Origin of the sequence: Pseudoalteromonas sp. SR41-7 (assembly GCF_014163935.1) — a bacterium.
GTDB classification, from domain to species: Bacteria; Pseudomonadota; Gammaproteobacteria; order Enterobacterales; family Alteromonadaceae; genus Pseudoalteromonas; species Pseudoalteromonas distincta.
This window is the reverse complement of sequence record NZ_JACJEF010000012.1, coordinates 1-18,164: the sequence shown is the minus strand read 5'-3', so window position 1 is coordinate 18,164 and position 18,164 is coordinate 1. Positions and strand designations below refer to the sequence as shown.

Annotated in this window: 16 protein-coding genes; 9 read left to right on the top strand and 7 right to left on the bottom strand. The window is 40.2% G+C overall.

What is annotated here, in order from left to right:
• Nucleotides 1–4 precede the first annotated feature (4 nt).
• The 6 genes from H5092_RS15255 to H5092_RS15230 all read left to right on the top strand — a co-directional run bounded on the left by H5092_RS15255 (nucleotide 5) and on the right by H5092_RS15230 (nucleotide 4,595).
• Nucleotides 5–1,000, top strand: a complete 996-nt coding sequence (locus H5092_RS15255) for a TauD/TfdA family dioxygenase (RefSeq protein WP_182733856.1) — start codon at nucleotides 5–7, stop codon at nucleotides 998–1,000.
• On the top strand, nucleotides 1,000–2,004 hold the full coding sequence (locus H5092_RS15250; protein ID WP_076925523.1) for a YeiH family protein: 1,005 nt from the start codon (nucleotides 1,000–1,002) through the stop codon (nucleotides 2,002–2,004). The genes H5092_RS15255 and H5092_RS15250 overlap by 1 nt, the downstream gene beginning before the upstream one ends.
• Before the next feature lie 425 nt (nucleotides 2,005–2,429).
• Nucleotides 2,430–2,639, top strand: coding sequence for a cold-shock protein (locus tag H5092_RS15245; protein WP_024595869.1), 210 nt, complete (start codon nucleotides 2,430–2,432; stop codon nucleotides 2,637–2,639).
• Between the two features lie 186 nt (nucleotides 2,640–2,825).
• Complete coding sequence (locus tag H5092_RS15240; protein ID WP_007580429.1) at nucleotides 2,826–3,035, top strand: cold-shock protein; 210 nt, start codon at nucleotides 2,826–2,828, stop codon at nucleotides 3,033–3,035.
• A 231-nt stretch (nucleotides 3,036–3,266) separates the two neighbouring features.
• Complete coding sequence (locus H5092_RS15235) at nucleotides 3,267–3,515, top strand: DUF3297 family protein (RefSeq protein ID WP_002963088.1); 249 nt, start codon at nucleotides 3,267–3,269, stop codon at nucleotides 3,513–3,515.
• Nucleotides 3,516–3,692: 177 nt separating this feature from the next.
• Nucleotides 3,693–4,595: a homocysteine S-methyltransferase family protein gene (locus H5092_RS15230; protein WP_182733854.1), complete on the top strand. Its 903-nt coding sequence runs from the start codon at nucleotides 3,693–3,695 to the stop codon at nucleotides 4,593–4,595.
• A 107-nt stretch (nucleotides 4,596–4,702) separates the two neighbouring features.
• On the opposite strand, the gene H5092_RS15225 is transcribed toward H5092_RS15230, so the two are convergent.
• From H5092_RS15225 to H5092_RS15215, 3 genes are all read right to left on the bottom strand, one after another.
• Nucleotides 4,703–6,181: a P-loop NTPase fold protein gene (locus H5092_RS15225; protein WP_182733852.1), complete on the bottom strand. Its 1,479-nt coding sequence runs from the start codon at nucleotides 6,179–6,181 to the stop codon at nucleotides 4,703–4,705.
• A gap of 63 nt (nucleotides 6,182–6,244) precedes the next feature.
• A complete protein-coding gene (locus tag H5092_RS15220) occupies nucleotides 6,245–7,078 on the bottom strand; it encodes an alpha/beta hydrolase (RefSeq protein ID WP_182733850.1) in 834 nt (277 codons plus the stop codon).
• A gap of 141 nt (nucleotides 7,079–7,219) precedes the next feature.
• Nucleotides 7,220–7,636 carry a MerC domain-containing protein gene (locus tag H5092_RS15215; RefSeq protein WP_182733849.1) on the bottom strand — a complete coding sequence of 139 codons (417 nt, stop codon included), beginning with the start codon at nucleotides 7,634–7,636 and terminating at the stop codon, nucleotides 7,220–7,222.
• 141 nt (nucleotides 7,637–7,777) lie between these two features.
• On the opposite strand from H5092_RS15215, the gene H5092_RS15210 reads away from it, so the two are divergent.
• A complete protein-coding gene (locus H5092_RS15210; RefSeq protein ID WP_182733848.1) occupies nucleotides 7,778–10,180 on the top strand; it encodes a TonB-dependent receptor in 2,403 nt (800 codons plus the stop codon).
• A 32-nt stretch (nucleotides 10,181–10,212) separates the two neighbouring features.
• Complete coding sequence (locus H5092_RS15205; RefSeq protein ID WP_182733847.1) at nucleotides 10,213–11,613, top strand: 5-methyltetrahydrofolate--homocysteine methyltransferase; 1,401 nt, start codon at nucleotides 10,213–10,215, stop codon at nucleotides 11,611–11,613.
• A gap of 98 nt (nucleotides 11,614–11,711) precedes the next feature.
• Here the strand turns inward: H5092_RS15205 and H5092_RS15200 are convergent, their stop codons facing one another.
• The 4 genes from H5092_RS15200 to H5092_RS15185 all read right to left on the bottom strand — a co-directional run bounded on the left by H5092_RS15200 (nucleotide 11,712) and on the right by H5092_RS15185 (nucleotide 17,098).
• Complete coding sequence (locus H5092_RS15200) at nucleotides 11,712–13,013, bottom strand: DEAD/DEAH box helicase (RefSeq protein WP_182733846.1); 1,302 nt, start codon at nucleotides 13,011–13,013, stop codon at nucleotides 11,712–11,714.
• A gap of 159 nt (nucleotides 13,014–13,172) precedes the next feature.
• The gene (locus tag H5092_RS15195) at nucleotides 13,173–14,363 is read right to left on the bottom strand and encodes an alpha/beta hydrolase-fold protein (RefSeq protein ID WP_182696079.1); all 1,191 of its coding nucleotides are present in this window, start codon (nucleotides 14,361–14,363) and stop codon (nucleotides 13,173–13,175) included.
• Nucleotides 14,364–14,474: 111 nt separating this feature from the next.
• Nucleotides 14,475–16,295, bottom strand: coding sequence for a glutamine--fructose-6-phosphate transaminase (isomerizing) (gene glmS / locus H5092_RS15190; RefSeq protein ID WP_182693291.1), 1,821 nt, complete (start codon nucleotides 16,293–16,295; stop codon nucleotides 14,475–14,477).
• 38 nt (nucleotides 16,296–16,333) lie between these two features.
• Nucleotides 16,334–17,098, bottom strand: a complete 765-nt coding sequence (locus H5092_RS15185) for a DeoR/GlpR family DNA-binding transcription regulator (RefSeq protein WP_024596999.1) — start codon at nucleotides 17,096–17,098, stop codon at nucleotides 16,334–16,336.
• Between the two features lie 153 nt (nucleotides 17,099–17,251).
• On the opposite strand from H5092_RS15185, the gene H5092_RS15180 reads away from it, so the two are divergent.
• Nucleotides 17,252–17,779: a sugar O-acetyltransferase gene (locus H5092_RS15180; RefSeq protein WP_182733845.1), complete on the top strand. Its 528-nt coding sequence runs from the start codon at nucleotides 17,252–17,254 to the stop codon at nucleotides 17,777–17,779.
• Nucleotides 17,780–18,164 lie beyond the last annotated feature (385 nt).

Below are 18,164 nucleotides of genomic sequence, written 5' to 3'. Positions count from 1 at the left end.
TATAATGTCAGCTACCGAAATTAACTACGCCTCAGTGCCAACTCAATTAACGTTTGATGACTCGGTTTTTCCGTGCATTGTGGTTAATAACAATAACGCCAGCACCGTTGAAGAAGCGGTAGCTTTCATTCGCGCAAATAAAAGTGAATTGGCTAAAAAACTTCGCAGCTCAGGTGCTGTGTTGTTTCGTGGCTTCCCGGTAAATAGTGCCGAAACCTTTGATACTTTTTCAGCCGGGTTTGATTACGACAATTTTACTTATAAAGAGTCACTGTCTAACGCGGTACGTATTAATTTTACCGAGCGTGTATTTACAGCCAACGAAGCGCCAAAAGATGTAGAAATATACTTACATCACGAAATGGCGCAAACGCCTATTTCGCCAAGTAAGTTATTCTTCTTTTGTAAATCGGCCGCAGAAGAAGGTGGTGCAACACCTCTTTGCCGGTCAGATAAGTTATTTAGCGCATTAAAAGAATACGACAGTAAACTTGCCCATGATTTTGAACACAAAGGCCTAAAATATACCACCTATATGCCAGCCGCTGACGATGCAACATCAGGCCAAGGTCGAAGCTGGAAAAGTACGCTAAGTGTAGAAACCAAAGACGAAGCACATAATAAATTAACCGAACTTGGTTACGAGTGGGAATGGCTTGAAGACGGCTCACTAAAGGCCGTTACACCGGTGCTGCCTGCTGTAGTAACTCTTGAAAACAATGTACAGGTTTTTTATAACCAACTGATTGCCGCTTACATGGGCTGGAAAGGTGTACGCGATAACCCATCAATTGCCATTACCTTTGGTGATGGTAGTGCCATTCCTAAAGCAGGACTTGATAAAATTGTTGAGCTTTCTAAAGTATTTACCTTTGATCTTGCATGGCAAGACGGTGATGTTGCTTTAGTTGATAACGAAATGGCTATGCATGGTCGTCGACCTTTTACAGGTGAACGTAAACGCCAAGTGTTAGTAGCACTTACCGCAGCAAAAGCGTAATGCAGCGTTTAAGTGGTAAATTAAGCAGTAAAATATCACCTTTATGGCAAGGCGCCAGCATTGCTGCAATGACTGGCCTTGCCGCTTTATTTTTGAGTGAGCATTACGGCGCGCCAGCCATGCTGTTTGCTTTGTTACTGGGTATGGCAGTCTCATTTTTGTATCAAAGCGATAGCCCTTGCGCCAAAGGTATCGACTTTACTGGCACCACGGTTTTGCGCGTCGGTATAGTACTGCTAGGCACACGCATAGCACTGGGAGATTTAGTAACACTGGGTTGGCAAACAGCACTTATGTTAGCGGGCGCTATATTTACTACTATTATTTTAGGCGTAGTACTAGCACGCGCATTTGGCTTACAAAAGCGCTTTGGTGCACTTACAGGTGGTTCGGTTGCTATTTGTGGAGCGTCTGCTGCGCTGGCTATCTCGTCTATTATGCCAAACAGCGAACATAAAGAACGCGACACCTTATTAACCGTTATTGGCGTAACAGCCATGTCGACTCTAGCTATGATCCTCTACCCTATTGTGGTTAATTACCTTGAATTTGACGCGCATAATGCAGGCGTATTTTTAGGCGGCACAATACACGATGTAGCGCAGGTAGTGGGTGCTGGTTATTCGGTATCGCCTGAGACAGGCGATATAGCAACCCTAACTAAGCTTGTGCGTGTTGCTATGCTACTACCCGTTGTGCTTATTATGATGGTTGTTATTAATCGCTCAAATAAAGAAAAACACGGAGAATTACCTAAAGTACCTGGTTTTTTAATTGGCTTTGTCATACTCATGATAATAAATAGCTGCTTTTCTCTTCCTACAATAGTGCTTGAAACCGCTAACGAACTTTCACAGTTCTTTTTAATTGCGGCTATTTCAGCCATAGGTATGAAAACTAATTTAGGAAAACTTACCGAAGTAGGCATGAAACCTATTGTTTTAATTGTTGCTGAAACACTTTGGATTGCATTATTAATACTTGGATTTGTAATTTGGAGCTAATGAATCAGATTATTTCAGATATATATTAAAATATTTAGTAGGTAATTAGGTTATGTTTTAACCAATTAAAACCTGTATTTCACCTACTCTAAAACCGTGTACAAAAACAAGCATAAGGCGTTGATTAAAATAGATTTACCTTTAATTAAGAAGTAAAAAAGATCATCTCAATCATAACTAATCAGTTAAAAAACAAACAAACAAATAAAGCACTTACTCTAAAATAAATTTACAATAGGGCTTGGTATATAACTTAATTTACTGTTATCCTGCTTGCCATCGGGTTGACAGAAAACCCTATTTATTTGTAAGTACCACGTTGTTTTAGTAATAATCCTTCGCGTTATCCTCAGTTAAATGTATGTTTTCTTCCTGTTAAATTGCCTAATTTAAGGCGCACTTTTATTAATCCTTAGGATACTATTATGTCTACAACTACAACTGGTACAGTTAAATTTTTCAACGAAGCAAAAGGTTTTGGTTTCATCGAGCAAGAATCTGGTCCTGATGTTTTCGCACATTTCAGCGCAATCTCTGGCGACGGTTTCAAAACTCTAGCTGAAGGCCAACGTGTACAGTTTACTGTTACACAAGGTCAAAAAGGTCCACAAGCTGAAAACATCGTTAGCATCTAATTGCTTTCGTTAAAATGGGTTAGCAATAACCCATTTTGAATACTAGTTTGAAAGAAGTTTTGTTTTATTTGTTAGTACCGAGTTGTTTTAGTAATAATCCCACGCGATATCCTCAAGTTAACTATTTTTTCCGGCTCAATCGCCTCTTTTCAGGCACACTTATATTAATTTTTTAGGATACATATTATGTCTAATACAACTACTGGTTCAGTAAAATGGTTTAACGAAGCAAAAGGTTTTGGTTTTATCGAGCAAGAATCTGGCGCAGATGTTTTTGCACATTTCAGCGCAATCTCTGGCGACGGTTTCAAAACTTTAGCTGAAGGCCAACGTGTACAGTTTACTGTTACTCAAGGTCAAAAAGGCCCACAAGCCGAGAACATTGTTAGCATCTAATTGCTAAACAATTGAATGGGTTAGAGATAACCCATTAATATATTTACCTTCATAATTATTTAGTCGAATATCTTCAAAACCTCCTCTGTAAATATTTTCCAAGCGCAATCTCATTTGTATACACAACTCATTAATTAGTACATTTTTAAACACATTTACTACTATCTCTCTTGAGCGAAAGCGTTGTATTGCCTACAATAGCGCATACTTCATTCAATATAGAATATGACCATGAACGACACTACCGCAAAACCTGCTTTACCAGATCGCCTTTCTATCAACCCACGTAGCCCACATCATGTGGAAGAAGTTTTTGAACACGATATTGGTATCACGTTCAACGGCAAAGAGCGTTTTGATGTTGAAGAATACTGCATCAGTGAAGGTTGGATAAAGTTTGCATCTCCAAAAGGGCTTGATCGTCGCGGACAACCTCTTTTACTTACAAGAAAAGGCACTGTTGAAGCCTTTTATAAGTAAGCTAATCATACTTACTAAAAAGCGACACCTTATTAGGTAGTCGCTTTTTTTGTGCATTTTTATAACTCATTTAATAGGTTTAGCTTTATTCATGCTCAACCTGATGAAGTTTCATTATAATTATTTAAAAAGTATGTTTGAATAGCGCCATATAGTTTAGATATACAGAAACCCACAATGAATAAAGTAACTATTTTAGATGGCGGCATGGGACGTGAACTTAAGCGCATTGGCGCACCGTTCTCACAGCCACTTTGGAGCGCACAAGCATTAATAGAAGCCCCGCATTTTGTAACCCAAGCACACCAAGGTTTTATAGATGCCGGTGCTGAAATAATTACAGCTAACAGCTACGCCTGTGTGCCCTTTCATTTAGGTGAAGAGCTATATCAAGCTCAAGGCGCAGCCCTTGCACAGCAAGCTGCCGTTATTGCAAAAGAAGTAGCTCAAAATGCTAAACAAAATGTATTAGTAGCAGGTTCATTACCACCAGCATTTGGCTCTTACCGCCCTGAACTATTTGAGAGCGAACGCGCTTTTACTATTTTAGATACGCTATACAAGGCGCAAGACGAACACGTAGATTTATGGATTGGCGAAACTATATCGAGTATTGAAGAAGCGCACGTTATGGCAAGCGTCCTTAAAGGCTCAAACAAGCCATGTTATTACGCATTTACTTTAACTGATGCGATAAGCGAGCAAGCGACACTTCGCTCTGGTGAGCTGGTAAGTGACGCAGTAACGGCTTTGCTTCAACAAAATGTTGCTGGTATTTTCTTTAACTGTTCAATACCTGAAGTTATAGAGCAAGCCTTTAGCGATACCAACGCAGTATTAGCCAAGCAAAATAAAAGTGTTGTTTTAGGGGCGTTTGCTAATGGCTTTACACCTATAGCACGCGATTACAAAGCCAACGAAGGCTCACAAGCGTATCGCGATATTTCACCTTCAGAATATCTAGACTTTGCTAAAAAATGGCACAGCCAGGGCGCAAGCATTATTGGTGGCTGCTGTGGTATAGGCCCTGAGTTTATTGAAGTATTAGTAAACTGGAAACAGGATCTTCAAAACGCCTAAGCAACTCAATTCTATTAACTCATGGCACCATAAGCTTGGTGCCAAATAAAAATAAAGTAAAATCTACGGAATTAATCATTTGCTAGCTCAGCTATCAACTTTTAAAACTAAGATAACTGGCCCGCTTGCTCTACAATTTGTATGTAATTAGAAAAATCCTTTATCAACTTAGAATCTCGCTTGCCATTAGCCAGATAAAGGCCTGTCTCTATTTCCTCTTTTAAGCTTTTTGCAGACGCGCCTATTCCTCTATGAGGAAATGAATCAGAATTGTAAAGCTTAGTATTTGGGTCACAAAAAAGCTTCATTGATTCATTTATTTTATAATCAATTTTACCTTTGTAAGTAGTCGCTAATTCAAAGTTATCTTGTTGAAACTCAGAAAACTTACTACCATTTGATTGATTGAAGATATTCGATCCCCATTTATTTTTGAAATACGGATAAATTTCGGGGTGCCTTATTTTTAACACAATGATATAAAGCAAAGGTAATGAAAATAAATAATCAGTCTTTACTTGCGTTAATTGAATTGCGTATAAAAGCTTAACGGCTTGTTCAATATCCCTTAAACCAGCCCGCATATGCTCAGCAACCTTACTGAGTATGCCAATATTTATTATATCTTCTGATTTATTACCTGCTTGGAAAACCGGAACAAAAACTGTTTCATTAGGTAAATACTTTGACCAAATAAAGTTACAATATTCTTCTTTGTCAGGACTTCTTAACGAGTACTCTTGATCAAAAAAACGATTTAAATAACGTTTAGATTCAAATTTTTCTCCGTATACAGCATTGATAGAGTGACTTAGCTGCTCTGATGCAGTAGCGACAATAAAGTAGACGCCTTCAACATTAAATAAATGCTTAATCGTTTCTAATAGTTGAATACTATAAGAAGGTTTACAACGATCTAATTCATCAATCAAAATAAATAAAGGAGCTTTAAATGAAGTTTCACCCTCTAACCCTTCCACTAATAGCCTTAAATTTTCCCTAAAATGGCCTATAGCATTTTTTGTTGTTTGATACTCTTTTATTGCTAATTCAGCTGCCTTTGTAGAGATTGAAGAAGCAACAGTAGTAATATCTTTTGACAAACCAGACTGTTCAGCCCCTGTGACAGAAGCCCCCTCACTCTCTTGCTCCTTTTCAAATAAAGCTTCGACGCCATCAAGAGACATACCAAAAAGCTGTTTAGTAAAAAAGCCACCGAGTAAAGGAAGTGCTGCGTTTTTCATTGCTCTTGCAATACCAGCTAATTTACCATCGGTCGCACTAAGTAAGCCTTGATTAGTCAATTCTTCATTTATTTCAGCAATAAAACTAAGTAAAGCATTTTCAGAAAAATCATTTTTCCATGCATCAAAACATACAACTACATGCTTCTTTTCTTTTAGCTCTTCTGCGAGGTTATTAATAAAATATGTTTTACCAAAGCCCCATTCTGCATTGACATTTAATACATAGTTTTTACTATGCTCAGCCTCTAATACTGCGTATTTACTCGTTAAAAACTGAACAAGCCATTGTCCTTCTTGCTTTCGATTCAACCTATCATCTGACCACAATTCAACCGACATATGATTTCCTTATAAATTTTTTTAATAAAACATACTAGTACGAATCAATATAAAAATAACGCTTTATTGCTCACCTAACACCCAATCAAGCCCTTGTATTGCTGTAGTAGGAAATGCGGTTGCATGGCTCGCCCCTTCAATAACAACGCTTTTTAATTCAATATTGTCACTGCTAAGTGCATTAATTTTTTGCGTTAATAGCTTTGCCCCTGCCACCATATTTTGCCCTTCACCAAAGCTTGGCGTTTCCTTTGCCCCTACCGATATATAAACCTTTGTAGGCACTTTAGGCTTATGTGCTTGTAGCGCTAATACTGCATTGCTGTTAAACCAAACCGATGGGCTGCCAATAATATAATTGTTAAATAAATCGGGCATCGTAAATAAAATAGTGGCACCAAATAACCCGCCTAAAGAATTACCTATATAGGTTTTTTGTGTGCTACTTGCTCGGTAGTTACTTTGTATAAATGGCAGCACAGTATTTTTTAAAAACAGCGCATGATTTTGAGCGTTACCGGTTTGCTTTTTCCAGCTTTGAGCCTTATTTGGGGTGTAGTCTCTAATTCGACTATTAGACCCTCTAGATCCTTTTTCGTAGCTAATGGCCACAATAATAGCCTCTTGCATATTGCCGCTATTCATAGGAAACCGTGTAGCACCCGCCACAATAGGAAACGTATACGGTGCATCGGTTAAATAAATAACTGGATATATTTTTTCAGGATGCTTTTTATATGACTTAGTGAGCTGAATAAAAACAGGATATACCCGTTTAGTAGCAGGCTCAGTTAACTCAATAACACTACTTCTAGGGATTTGGTACGGGATATTTGCGCTTAATTTAAAACACATTAAAGCGCAGAGTAACAGCAAGTATTTTAAAGCAGTATTCATTTATATTAATTAACCTAAGCCAAGCGTAATAATCGATATTGAATGACAACTTTAACTCACTTTTAGCTTTAGGCTATTAAAAAACAAAGTTAAATATTGAAAGGCAGTGCTACATGTTAGCTGTTTGTAGCACTGATAACGCTAAGCTGCCTGATCAGTTTCAGTGCTTGAACACGGGCAGTTATCGTCATTTTGTTTAAGGCATTGTTGGTAATTAAACCAATGAGCTACAGCAATAAAAGCCGACCCAATCAAAGTAAACGCTTTTTCGGCAACCTCATGCCCTAGCAATACCGCACATATCATAAAGGCTAACCCAATAACGCCGCAGGCCATATAACGTAAACGCTTATGCTTTTTACAGCCTAAGCTTAATGCCAATAAACTTGTTGGCAGTACCGCCGCAAGAATCCATAAATGAAATTGTTCACTATCTATTTGCAGTACAGCAAAGCTTGGCAATAGCGCTAAAATAACCGGGGTTGCAAAACAATGTACTGTACACATTAACGATAACCCAATCGCCATACGATCCATAACACTTTGACTCGACTTCATTATTTCCTCTACTAAATTAGTGCCTCTACTCAAAAGCGTTACTTTTAAAGAGACATTTTAGTAACAACAGTTAATTACTATTGATACATTATAACATTTCCCACATAATTGATATAATATAACATCCACCAAGGTAGTCAAATGAAACGTAGATCACAATTAGCTGTTCTCATAGCAGCTTTATTACCTGCAAGTGTGCTTGCATCCACAATAGAGGGCGTTGTTTTAAACAACAAAGGTAAAGTAGTTACCAATGCAACAGTAGAAGTTGAAGGCTCAGACCTTAAAGTAACCACCGATGAAAACGGTAAATTTGTAATAGCAGAGCTAAACAATGGCTTAAAAGAGCTACATGTTGTAGCCCCTGGTTATACGCATCTCCATCTAGATATAACAATAACGAATGATGATAACCAATCGGTTACTTTTAATTTAAAGCGCTCGCCTATTGAAGTTATTGATATTGAAGCAACCCCTATTCATATGTCGGCAATGGAATCTGCGTCGCCTGTTAGTGTTTTATCTGGCGAACAACTAAGACGACAACAAGCTGCAACCCTTGGCGACAGCCTTGAAAAACTTCCAGGCGTTAATACTAACTTTCACGGGAAGGTAGCCAGCACACCTATTATTCGTGGTTTAAGCGGCCCTCGTGTACTTATTACTCAAAATGGCCTTGATGTAAGTGATGTGTCGCGCGTTGGCCCCGATCACTCTGTTGCATCAGAGGCGTCTACCGCACACCAAATTGAAGTATTACGCGGCCCAGCAACATTGTTTTATGGCAGCGGCGCGATTGGCGGTGTGGTTAATGTGGTAGATAACCGCGTACCAACCGATAGCACAACACGCGGCGAGTGGAACGTAGAACATAACTCGGTTGATAACCAAAAAGTGGCCTCTTTTAATGCCACCACAGGTACCGATTCATTTGCTTTTTATGCCGATGCATTTTGGCGTGAAGCCGACGACTATGAGGTACCTGTAGCTGCCGATATAGATAGCAACGGTGAAGAGCATCATGGCGATTACACTGTTGAAAACAGCAATGAAGAGTCTGACGGTTTTACTGTTGGCGCTAGCTATTTAATGGATAACGGCTTTATTGGCATAGCGGTAGAGCAATTTAATCGTCAATACGGTATTCCGGGCCATACGCACGGCGATGAAGAAGAGGAAGAACACAGCGACGAAGAAGAGAGCGTATTTGCTGATTTAGAGCAAACTAAAGTGCAATTATTAGGTGAGTACAACCTAGATAATAAATGGCTAAACAAAGTAAACCTGCGCGTTGGCCACACTGGCTACGAACACGCTGAAATTGAAGGTGGCGCTGTTGGCACTACCTTTAAAAACGAAACAAATGAGTTACGCATAGACCTGCTGCATAACCAATTTAGCGAGTGGAATGGCGGCATTAGTTTTCATTACAAACAAAGCGATGTTGAAGCACAAGGTGAAGAGGCCTTTACTCCTCCATCAGAAACCGAAAGCTTTGCTGTAGCGCTAATGGAAGAAAGGCACTTTGGTGATTTTTTAGTGCAGTTAGGTGGGCGTATTGAGCGTGTAACCATTGAAGCAGGCGACGTATTGCTGCCAAATATTGACGCTCACGCACACGATGAAGCCGACGAGCATGATCATGGCCACGAAGAAAGCACAGAAACCACTCGCGTATTTGATGTAGAGCATGAATTTACGCCAGTCAGTTTATCGGCAGGGGTAGTATGGGATTTTACATCTAACTATAATTTAGGCCTTTCTGTGTCGCGCTCTGAACGCGCACCTTCTGCCTCTGAGTTGTTATCGTTTGGGCCGCATATTGGTACTGGAACTTACGAAGTAGGCGCACTATTTGATTTAGATGAAGATGGCCATTTGGGTTTATCTAGTCAAACAATTGACCTAGAAACTGCCAATAATATCGATTTAACCCTGCGTAAAACCCAAGGTGATGTTGGCTTTATTTTAAATGCCTTTTACAACCAAGTAGATAATTACTATTACCAAATAGACACCGGTTTATTCGCTGAAAGTGGCCACGACCATGGCGATGAAGAAGAAGGCGCTGACGAACACGACCATTCATCAGAACTGCCGGTTTATTTATTTAAAACAGACGACGTAATTTTACACGGGTTTGAAGCGCAAATTGCGTGGCAATTAACCGATGAATTTAAAGTAGATTTATTCTCAGATTACGTTCGTGCACGCCTTAAAGACGGCGGCGATTTACCCCGCACTCCACCACTTCGTTTTGGTAGCGAGTTAAGCTATCAAACAGATAAATTAAGTGCGCATATTCACGTAACTCGCTATCAAAAGCAAGACCGCACAGCCCCACAAGAAACAACAACAGACAGCTACACATTGGTTGATGCAAGCATCTCTTACGACCTTTCAGTATTAAACCAAGATATGTCTGTTTACCTACGAGGAACAAACTTAACAGATACAGAAGCACGCGTGCACAGCTCGTTTGTAAAAGATATAGCACCACGTCCAGGGCGTAGCTTTGCGCTAGGCATTCGCGGTTATTTTTAAGCATTAAAAAATTATAATTAAAGGAAATAAACATGAAAAAACTATACAAATTAAAGCTTATTGCACTGGCTATTAGCACTACATTTATTACAGCCTGTGGCGATGCAGAGACCAATATTGTAGAAAAAGATCCCATTGTTGTAGAGGACGAGCACGATCATGACGATGATGATCACGACCATGATGATGGCTACACAATTGACTCATTAGGCAGATTGGCTGTGCTTGCAGGCGATAGCAACGAAGCCAGCTTTTATGACCTAGATGACAACGCTTTACTTGAAACATTTACCCTTACGAATGATTCAAACACACTGTCGTCATCACCTGATTTTCGTTATGCCGTTATTGCAAGCCGCGCACAAGATTACTTAGGCTTTATTGATGGTGGTTTATGGCGTGAAGACCATGGCGAGCATTTACACGACTATGAGCAAAGCCCAGCAGCTAGCAGTTATGAGCTAACAAGTGGCAGCCGCCCTACTCACCTTGTAAAACATGACGGCCAATTAGCTGTTTTTTATGATGGTGATGCAGACTCAGGCACGGTTGCCTCTGTTGAAGTATTAACAGATAACGACATAACCAGCGCAACAGCAACGCTACCGGGTATTAGCTACGATATTAATATGCACGGTGTAGCAGAGCCTCGCGGTGAGCATTTATTATCAACACTTCGCCGTGATGACAGCGAAAGCACATCGGTTGCTAAAGTACTGCCAGACCAAGTAGGTGTTTATCATTTTCATGATGGTGAATATGAGCTAGAACAAACCTTAGAAGTTACGTGTCCTGATTTACACGGCGCGGCACAAAACCACGATTATGTAGTATTTGGCTGTAGCGATGGTGTGTTATTAGCCCACCAGCAAGATGATGAATATGAAGCTGAAAAAATAGCGAACATTGCAGCCGTTGGCGATTTACGCATTGGTAGTATTTATGGCCACGAAGATAGCGAGACCTTTATTGGCGTAGCATCTGGCCATGGTGGCGGCGAAGCCGTAATTGTAACTATTAACCCAGCAACAGCACAAATGGAAGAACTAGAATGGCAACTAGCCGATGGCGCAAGTGCTGTGTCGTACTCTTTTTCTGCCCATGGCGAGCACTTTTTAATATTAGACAACTTAGGCTTTTTAAATGTATTTAGCACACACGACCATGATGGCGAAATGCATTGGGAGCTTGAAGGCCAAGTTGATATTACACAAGAAGACGTAACTACAATGCCTGAAGGCATGAGTTTTAGCATGACAGTGGCACAAAATGGTCAGTTTGCTTATGTAGCCGACCCTATTGCTCAACATATTGTACAAGTTCACTTAGAAGACTTGGAAATTGAAAGTGAGGTTGAGCTTACTTTTCCAACTGCAAGCATTACCTGGTTAGGGATTGCACAAGAAATAGAAGATGAAGATCACGACCATTAATTTAAAACTAACGCTTTAAGTTAAAGCCACAAAACAAAAAACCCGTAATTAGGTCTACTAATTACGGGTTTTTTACAGCTATTTATTTAGCTCTATTGTTACTTACGGCGCCAGCCACTCCATACATCATCTATATCATCGGCTTTATTTTTTTTCTTTTTCTTGCCTGTGCCTTCTGGTTTTGCCATTGGCTTTTCATTTTTAAGCGCCTCGGCAGCATCAAGATTAGCTTGGTTTACAGCAAAACCGGTTACTTCTTCACGCTCTAGGCGTAGTTTGTTTTTCTTCTCGATTATTTTAAAGTGATGCAAATCTTCATAATCAACCAATGAAAGTGCTAAGCCTACTTCACCAGCACGGCCGCTTCGACCAATACGGTGCATATAATCAGAAGGGCTTCGTGGTAGATTAAAGTTTATTACCACTGGCAGCTTTTCAATATCTAAACCACGTGCAGCAATATCGGTGGCTATAAGTACTTCGATTTCGCCAGCTTTAAATTTTTCTATTACGCGAGTACGCTCACTTTGGCCTTTATCACCATGGAAAACTTGTGCGTTAACACCGCGTTTTTCAAGCTTAGCCGCTAGGTGCTCACAGTCTTTTTTCGCGTTCACAAAAATCAATGCTTGGCGCCATTTATGTGTTTTAATTAAATGCGCTAAAACCGTGGTTTTTTCGCCTTTATTAACCGTAAAAACACGTTGTACTAAGGTGCTTTCGTCTTTGCTTTGAACTTGTATTTCAACTGGCTCGTTTAAAAGCTCTTGCGTTAATAGCTTAACTTGCTCTGGGAAGGTCGCTGAAAACAACATGGTTTGTTTTTTAGCAGGCATTAACGCTAAAAGATCAGCCAGCTCTTCGGTAAAGCCAAGGCTTAGCATACGGTCGGCTTCATCAAGCACTAAGGTCGTCACTTTATCGAGCTTAATAGCATTGCTTGAGATTAAATCAAGCAAACGACCTGGCGTTGCAACAATAATATCGGCGCCGCCGCGCAGTGCCTGCATTTGTGTATTAACCGACACACCACCAAACACGGCCACCGTTTTAATTGCGCCATTAAAGTTAGCAGAATACGATTTAACGCTATCGGCCACCTGCGTTGCAAGCTCGCGAGTAGGTACCAAAATAAGCCCAGTAACAAAGTTACCTTTGCTGGCAGTATTTTTAGCGCCCTGCTCTAAAAATAGGGTTTGTAGCATAGGTAAAGCAAACGTCGCTGTTTTACCTGAGCCAGTATTTGCCCCCGCAATTAAGTCACTTCCCGTCAAAATACTCGGAATTGCTTGTGCCTGAATAGGTGTAGGTTGTGTGTATTCAAGATCAGACAATCGAGCAATTAGCTCTGGAATTAGGCCAAGATCGTTGAAATTACTAGGATTTGCGGCTGAGGTCATAAAATTTGCGGGCTCATTACTAAAATAGCCTGCAATTTTAGCGTATTTATTACCCGTTAAGTAGGGGTTAGTGATTTTAATGTGGTTTTAGAAAAAGAGAAAAGCTGTTACTCCCTTTTCTCTTTAAATATATAACAATCGAGTTGGATTAAAAAGTGGTTATGTTTCGTCTTTGCCTAAAGCTATTTGTAGTCTAGCTTTTGTTTCTTTTAAGTAATTTATATAAGGGTATGAGTCATCTGCAATTGCTAGAGCAGATTCCATATTTTCAAGCGCTTGACGAGTATCCCCCTGCATTTCATAGCCATAAGATAAGGCTGAAAGCGCATCGACTGATTTTGGGTAGTTTTTTATATTGTACTTAAACACCTCTATAGCGCGGGTAAACTGCTTGCTGCCCGTTAAGTTATAACCGAGTGATCTAACAGCGCGGTCTGGTGGCGCAACCTGCTCGCCCCATTGTTGAGATAAGTTTTGATAATAAGCATCAATAGAGGCTACATCGTCAGTTAAATCACTTATGGGCATTTGTTTAGGCAAAAATAAGTTGTGATAGGCATTAAATGCACCAGCAACGGAAGTCAGGTTATGCGAGACACCGTCAAACGCATTACTAAAGAAGCGTAGCTCTCGCACTTTATGCGATTGCAGTGATTGCTGTAATTCATCGTATCTTTCACGCATTATGCCGGCTTCTTCGCCAATATTGATATAAACGTAGTTATTCAGGTCTTTTGTTTTAGCTATAAACGATTTTGTACTTTTTACCGATGCGCCATAGTTCCACCAAACGGCAGGGCTGTAAGCAATATGCGCTTGGAAAAGCTCAGGGTTAGCTTGCATAGTATAAAGTGCAAACACGCCTGCTGCTGAGCCCCCAGCAATCACATTAAAGTTATGCGTACGATAGTTTTTATTAATTAAGGGCATAAGCTCTTGCTCAATAAATGCTAAAAACCTTGCTGCACCACCACCTTCACCTACCGGGCCTTGTGGCTCTTTATTAACTGTGGGGTATAAATCTCTTAAGCGATTGGTGTTTTCAATAGCGACAATAATAACCTCAGGCGCAAGATTATTATTTTGCAGTCGATCCATTACAGCACTTATAAGCGGTATGTTACCCGCGCCATCTAGGCGATAAATAACTGGATAAACTTTGTTTGGATTAGCTTGGTAACTCTTTGGAAGTTGAACTACAACGGTACGTAGCTCATTTAAAATTACTGAATTGATAGTATGCGTTTGTTGCTTATAGCTAATGGTTTGCTGTTTTAAATCAGGCTCTGCAAGTGTGTTATTAGAAACTATAAATAAGCTACATATAAAAATAGCAGTGAATAAACGCATAGCTAATCCTTTAGAAAATAGTGTGTTATTTAATCTAACAGGCTTTGAGGTACAAAAAAAGGCGCATTGAGCGCCTTTTATCTTTAACAGGTAATTACCAACCTATTGATTTTACTCAACAGTAACTGATTTAGCTAAATTACGTGGTTGGTCAACGTCGGTACCTTTAATTACTGCTACGTAGTACGACAGTAACTGTAATGGCAGTGTGTAAACAATTGGCGCAATAATGTCGTCAGTGTGGTTTACGTTGATAACACGCATTGTGTCGTCTGACTCAAAGTGTGAATCTTTATCTGCGAATACGTAAATAATGCCGCCACGTGCACGTACTTCTTCTACGTTTGATTTAAGCTTTTCTAATAGCTCATTGTTTGGTGCTACAACAATAATTGGCATGTCGGCATCTATAAGCGCAAGTGGCCCATGTTTTAGCTCGCCCGCTGCGTAGGCTTCTGCGTGAATGTACGAAATCTCTTTAAGCTTAAGCGCACCTTCCATTGCGATTGGATATTGTGAGCCACGACCTAAAAACAGTGAGTGATGCTTGTCGGCAAATTCTTCTGCAAGGTCTGCAATGCCATCTGCAAGCAGTAATGTTTCTTCAAGCTTAGCAGGTAGTACTTTTATAGCATTAACAATAGCACTTTGATCAAGCTGTTTTTCTTGAGCTATAGACGCAGTAAGCATTAACAAACCAACTAATTGCGTTGTAAATGCTTTAGTAGAAGCCACGCCTATTTCAGCGCCAGCTTTAGTCATAAAGGCTAGGTCTGATTCGCGTACAAGCGATGAACCAGGTACATTACAAATGGTCATTGAGGCCATGTAACCTTGCTCTTTAGCTAGGCGTAATGCAGCTAGCGTATCGGCAGTTTCACCCGATTGAGAAATAGTAACAAGTAAGCTATTTTCATGAACAAACGACTGACGGTATCTAAATTCAGAAGCTATTTCTACATTACAGCTAACGCCTGCAAATTGCTCAAGCCAATAACGTGCAACCATACCTGAATGGTAAGACGTACCACAGGCAATAATTTGCACGTGTTTTACGTCTTTAAATATTTGCTGAGCGCTTTCGCCAAAGGCATCAATTGCTACGCGGTCGTCGTTTAAACGCCCTTCAAGGGTATTACGTACCGCAAGTGGTTGCTCGTAGATTTCTTTTAGCATGTAGTGGCGGTAGTCGCCTTTGCCTGATGCATCTTGTGTAATGTTTGACTCAATCACTTCACGCTCTACAGCGTCGCCATTTTCATCAAAAATTTCTACTGTGTCACGTGTAATACGCGCTACATCGCCTTCTTCTAAAAAGATGAAGCTACGAGTAACAGGTAATAGTGCTAACTGATCAGAAGCTATAAAGTTTTCGCCAAGGCCTAAACCAATAACAAGAGGGCTACCTGAGCGCGCTACAATGATTTCGTTGTCGTTCGCTTTATCAAATACAACTGTACCAAAAGCGCCTTCAAACTGTTTAACAGCAGCTTGTACTGCTGTAAGTAAACTAGTGTGCTGCTTACGAAGCTTATGAATTAAGTGCACCATTACTTCGGTATCGGTTTCAGATAGAAACTCGTAGCCTTCTTCTTTAAGCGATGCGCGTAAGCTTGCGTGGTTTTCAATAATACCGTTGTGCACAAGTGCTAACTGGTTGTTTGATACATGTGGGTGTGCATTTGCTTCTGTAACGCTACCATGTGTTGCCCAGCGCGTATGTGCAATACCTGTATGACCGCTAACACCTGCTTTTTCTAGAGCTGCTTCTACGTTAACTACTTTACCTACTGCTTTTACAGTATTTAGCGTAGAGCCTTCTAGTAGTGCTACACCGGCAGAGTCGTAGCCACGGTATTCAAGTCGCTTCAGCCCTTCAATCAGTATTCTATTTACTGGACGTTCTGCAACTGCCCCAACTATTCCACACATAATCTCTCCAATAATCTTGTATATTTACCACTTTGTGGCTACTCAATAAATTCAGCGCAAATTAGTTTTACACCACACGCCTCAATTGCTTTGCGCTTTTCATCTGCTAAGCCATTGTCGGTTATTAATGTGGTTACTATTTTCCACGGTAATTCTAAATTTGGTATTTTTCGGCCAATCTTATCTGATTCAACCATTACAATTACTTCACGAGCCGCTTTTGCCATTACTTGGCTCAAACCAACTAACTCATTAAAGGTTGTTGTGCCACGTTTTACATCTATACCATCCGCACCAATAAAGAGCTGATCAAAGTCGTAAGAGCATAGAACATTTTCAGCTACTTGCCCCTGAAACGACTCAGAATGCGGATCCCACGTCCCACCGGTCATCAAAAGTGTTGGCTCGTTCTCAAGTGCTAATAAACGACTCGCTACTTTAATTGCGTTTGTCATTACAACTAGCCCACGCTTATCAGCAAGCTCGGGGATCATCGCAGCAGTAGTACGCCCGCTATCAATAATAATGCGGTTATGATCTTTTATAAGTTTTGCTGCAGCCTTAGCTATTGCGACTTTGCGCTTTGAATCTATTTCATCGCTAACAATTTCTTTAGGCAGAGCAATAGCACCGCCGTAACGGCGCAGCAATAAGCCACTTTTTTCAAGCGCGGTTAAATCTTTTCGAATGGTTACTTCAGATGTTTGAAACTGCTGTGCTAACTTTTCAACGGCTACTTCACCTAATTCATTAACTTGAACCAGTATATTGTGACGACGCTGCTGTGTGTTTCGTTTAGTCATAAAGCTCGTGAATTAAGTTTCATTTCGAAAGTTATGCGATTTTAAACGAAACAACCTAAATGGCAAGTGAATGAGTAAAAATAAAGCAGCTTTCTTCAGTAATAATAAAGGTAAAATAGTCGTAGTATCACTTAACTAATCAAAGAACCCTTAATGCAAGTATTTAACAGCTTAGATAAAACGCTTTTAGCTCTACGCAAACAAACTGGTGAGATATGCCGCCTATTTAATAAAAGCCCGAGTAAAGGTAATTTAAAGCGTATTAAAGAATTGTTTTTGCAATGCGGTGAAGGGGTAATTATAGAGTCAGGGTTTCATTGCGATTATGGCAATCAAATAGTTATTGGTGATCGTACTTTTATAAATATTAATTGCACACTCCTAGATTCGCCATTAGCCAATTACTCAATCACCATAGGTGATGACTGCTTAATAGGCCCGAACGTTCAGCTTTTAGCTGTGTCACATGCTACTAATCCAGCAGAAAGGCTTAATAAGGAAAACTTTGCAGCACCTATCGCGTTAGGCAATAACGTATGGATTGGCGCAGGCGCTATTATTCTTGCTGGAGTTAATATAGGCGAAAATAGTATTGTGGGTGCGGGTGCTGTGGTTACTAAAAATGTAATGGCTAATACCGTAGTAGCGGGTAATCCAGCTCGTGAAATAAGAACACTATAATGTGATTTTAACGTCGGGAGTCGCTGTGCTCGCCCGACCTACGTGATGGTGTTGCTATGAGTGTGTTAATTCGCACATTTCATTTTCTGCAGACGTAAAAAAACCGACTATTTCTAGTCATGCTCTCTACAATTTTAAGCCTTGTGATGTCGTAGTGCCCACAGCGGTAGAAAGTCACATAGCAAATGCTACACTATCGTTGGCCGGGGCTCGCCTTCGAGCTGTTTGGTTTCACTACTGAGTTCGGGATGGGCTCTTGGCTATTTACTAAATCCCAGAAAGCAAAAAACCCGTCACATTGCTGTAACGGGTCTCTACAATTTGAAGCCTGGTAATGTCCTACTTTCACATAGCAAATGCTACACTATCATCGGCGCTGTTTCGT

What these genes read in the sequence shown, in the direction of transcription:
- H5092_RS15185 (WP_024596999.1), bottom strand. Translation starts at nt 17,098, where the DNA reads ATGACTAAACGAAACACACAGCAGCGTCGTCACAATATACTGGTTCAA.
- H5092_RS15220 (WP_182733850.1), bottom strand. Translation starts at nt 7,078, where the DNA reads ATGAATACTGCTTTAAAATACTTGCTGTTACTCTGCGCTTTAATGTGT.
- H5092_RS15180 (WP_182733845.1), top strand. Translation starts at nt 17,252, where the DNA reads ATGCAAGTATTTAACAGCTTAGATAAAACGCTTTTAGCTCTACGCAAA.
- H5092_RS15230 (WP_182733854.1), top strand. Translation starts at nt 3,693, where the DNA reads ATGAATAAAGTAACTATTTTAGATGGCGGCATGGGACGTGAACTTAAG.
- H5092_RS15215 (WP_182733849.1), bottom strand. Translation starts at nt 7,636, where the DNA reads ATGAAGTCGAGTCAAAGTGTTATGGATCGTATGGCGATTGGGTTATCG.
- glmS (WP_182693291.1), bottom strand. Translation starts at nt 16,295, where the DNA reads ATGTGTGGAATAGTTGGGGCAGTTGCAGAACGTCCAGTAAATAGAATA.
- H5092_RS15225 (WP_182733852.1), bottom strand. Translation starts at nt 6,181, where the DNA reads ATGTCGGTTGAATTGTGGTCAGATGATAGGTTGAATCGAAAGCAAGAA.
- H5092_RS15255 (WP_182733856.1), top strand. Translation starts at nt 5, where the DNA reads ATGTCAGCTACCGAAATTAACTACGCCTCAGTGCCAACTCAATTAACG.
- H5092_RS15205 (WP_182733847.1), top strand. Translation starts at nt 10,213, where the DNA reads ATGAAAAAACTATACAAATTAAAGCTTATTGCACTGGCTATTAGCACT.
- H5092_RS15200 (WP_182733846.1), bottom strand. Translation starts at nt 13,013, where the DNA reads ATGACCTCAGCCGCAAATCCTAGTAATTTCAACGATCTTGGCCTAATT.
- H5092_RS15240 (WP_007580429.1), top strand. Translation starts at nt 2,826, where the DNA reads ATGTCTAATACAACTACTGGTTCAGTAAAATGGTTTAACGAAGCAAAA.
- H5092_RS15245 (WP_024595869.1), top strand. Translation starts at nt 2,430, where the DNA reads ATGTCTACAACTACAACTGGTACAGTTAAATTTTTCAACGAAGCAAAA.
- H5092_RS15195 (WP_182696079.1), bottom strand. Translation starts at nt 14,363, where the DNA reads ATGCGTTTATTCACTGCTATTTTTATATGTAGCTTATTTATAGTTTCT.
- H5092_RS15235 (WP_002963088.1), top strand. Translation starts at nt 3,267, where the DNA reads ATGAACGACACTACCGCAAAACCTGCTTTACCAGATCGCCTTTCTATC.
- H5092_RS15210 (WP_182733848.1), top strand. Translation starts at nt 7,778, where the DNA reads ATGAAACGTAGATCACAATTAGCTGTTCTCATAGCAGCTTTATTACCT.
- H5092_RS15250 (WP_076925523.1), top strand. Translation starts at nt 1,000, where the DNA reads ATGCAGCGTTTAAGTGGTAAATTAAGCAGTAAAATATCACCTTTATGG.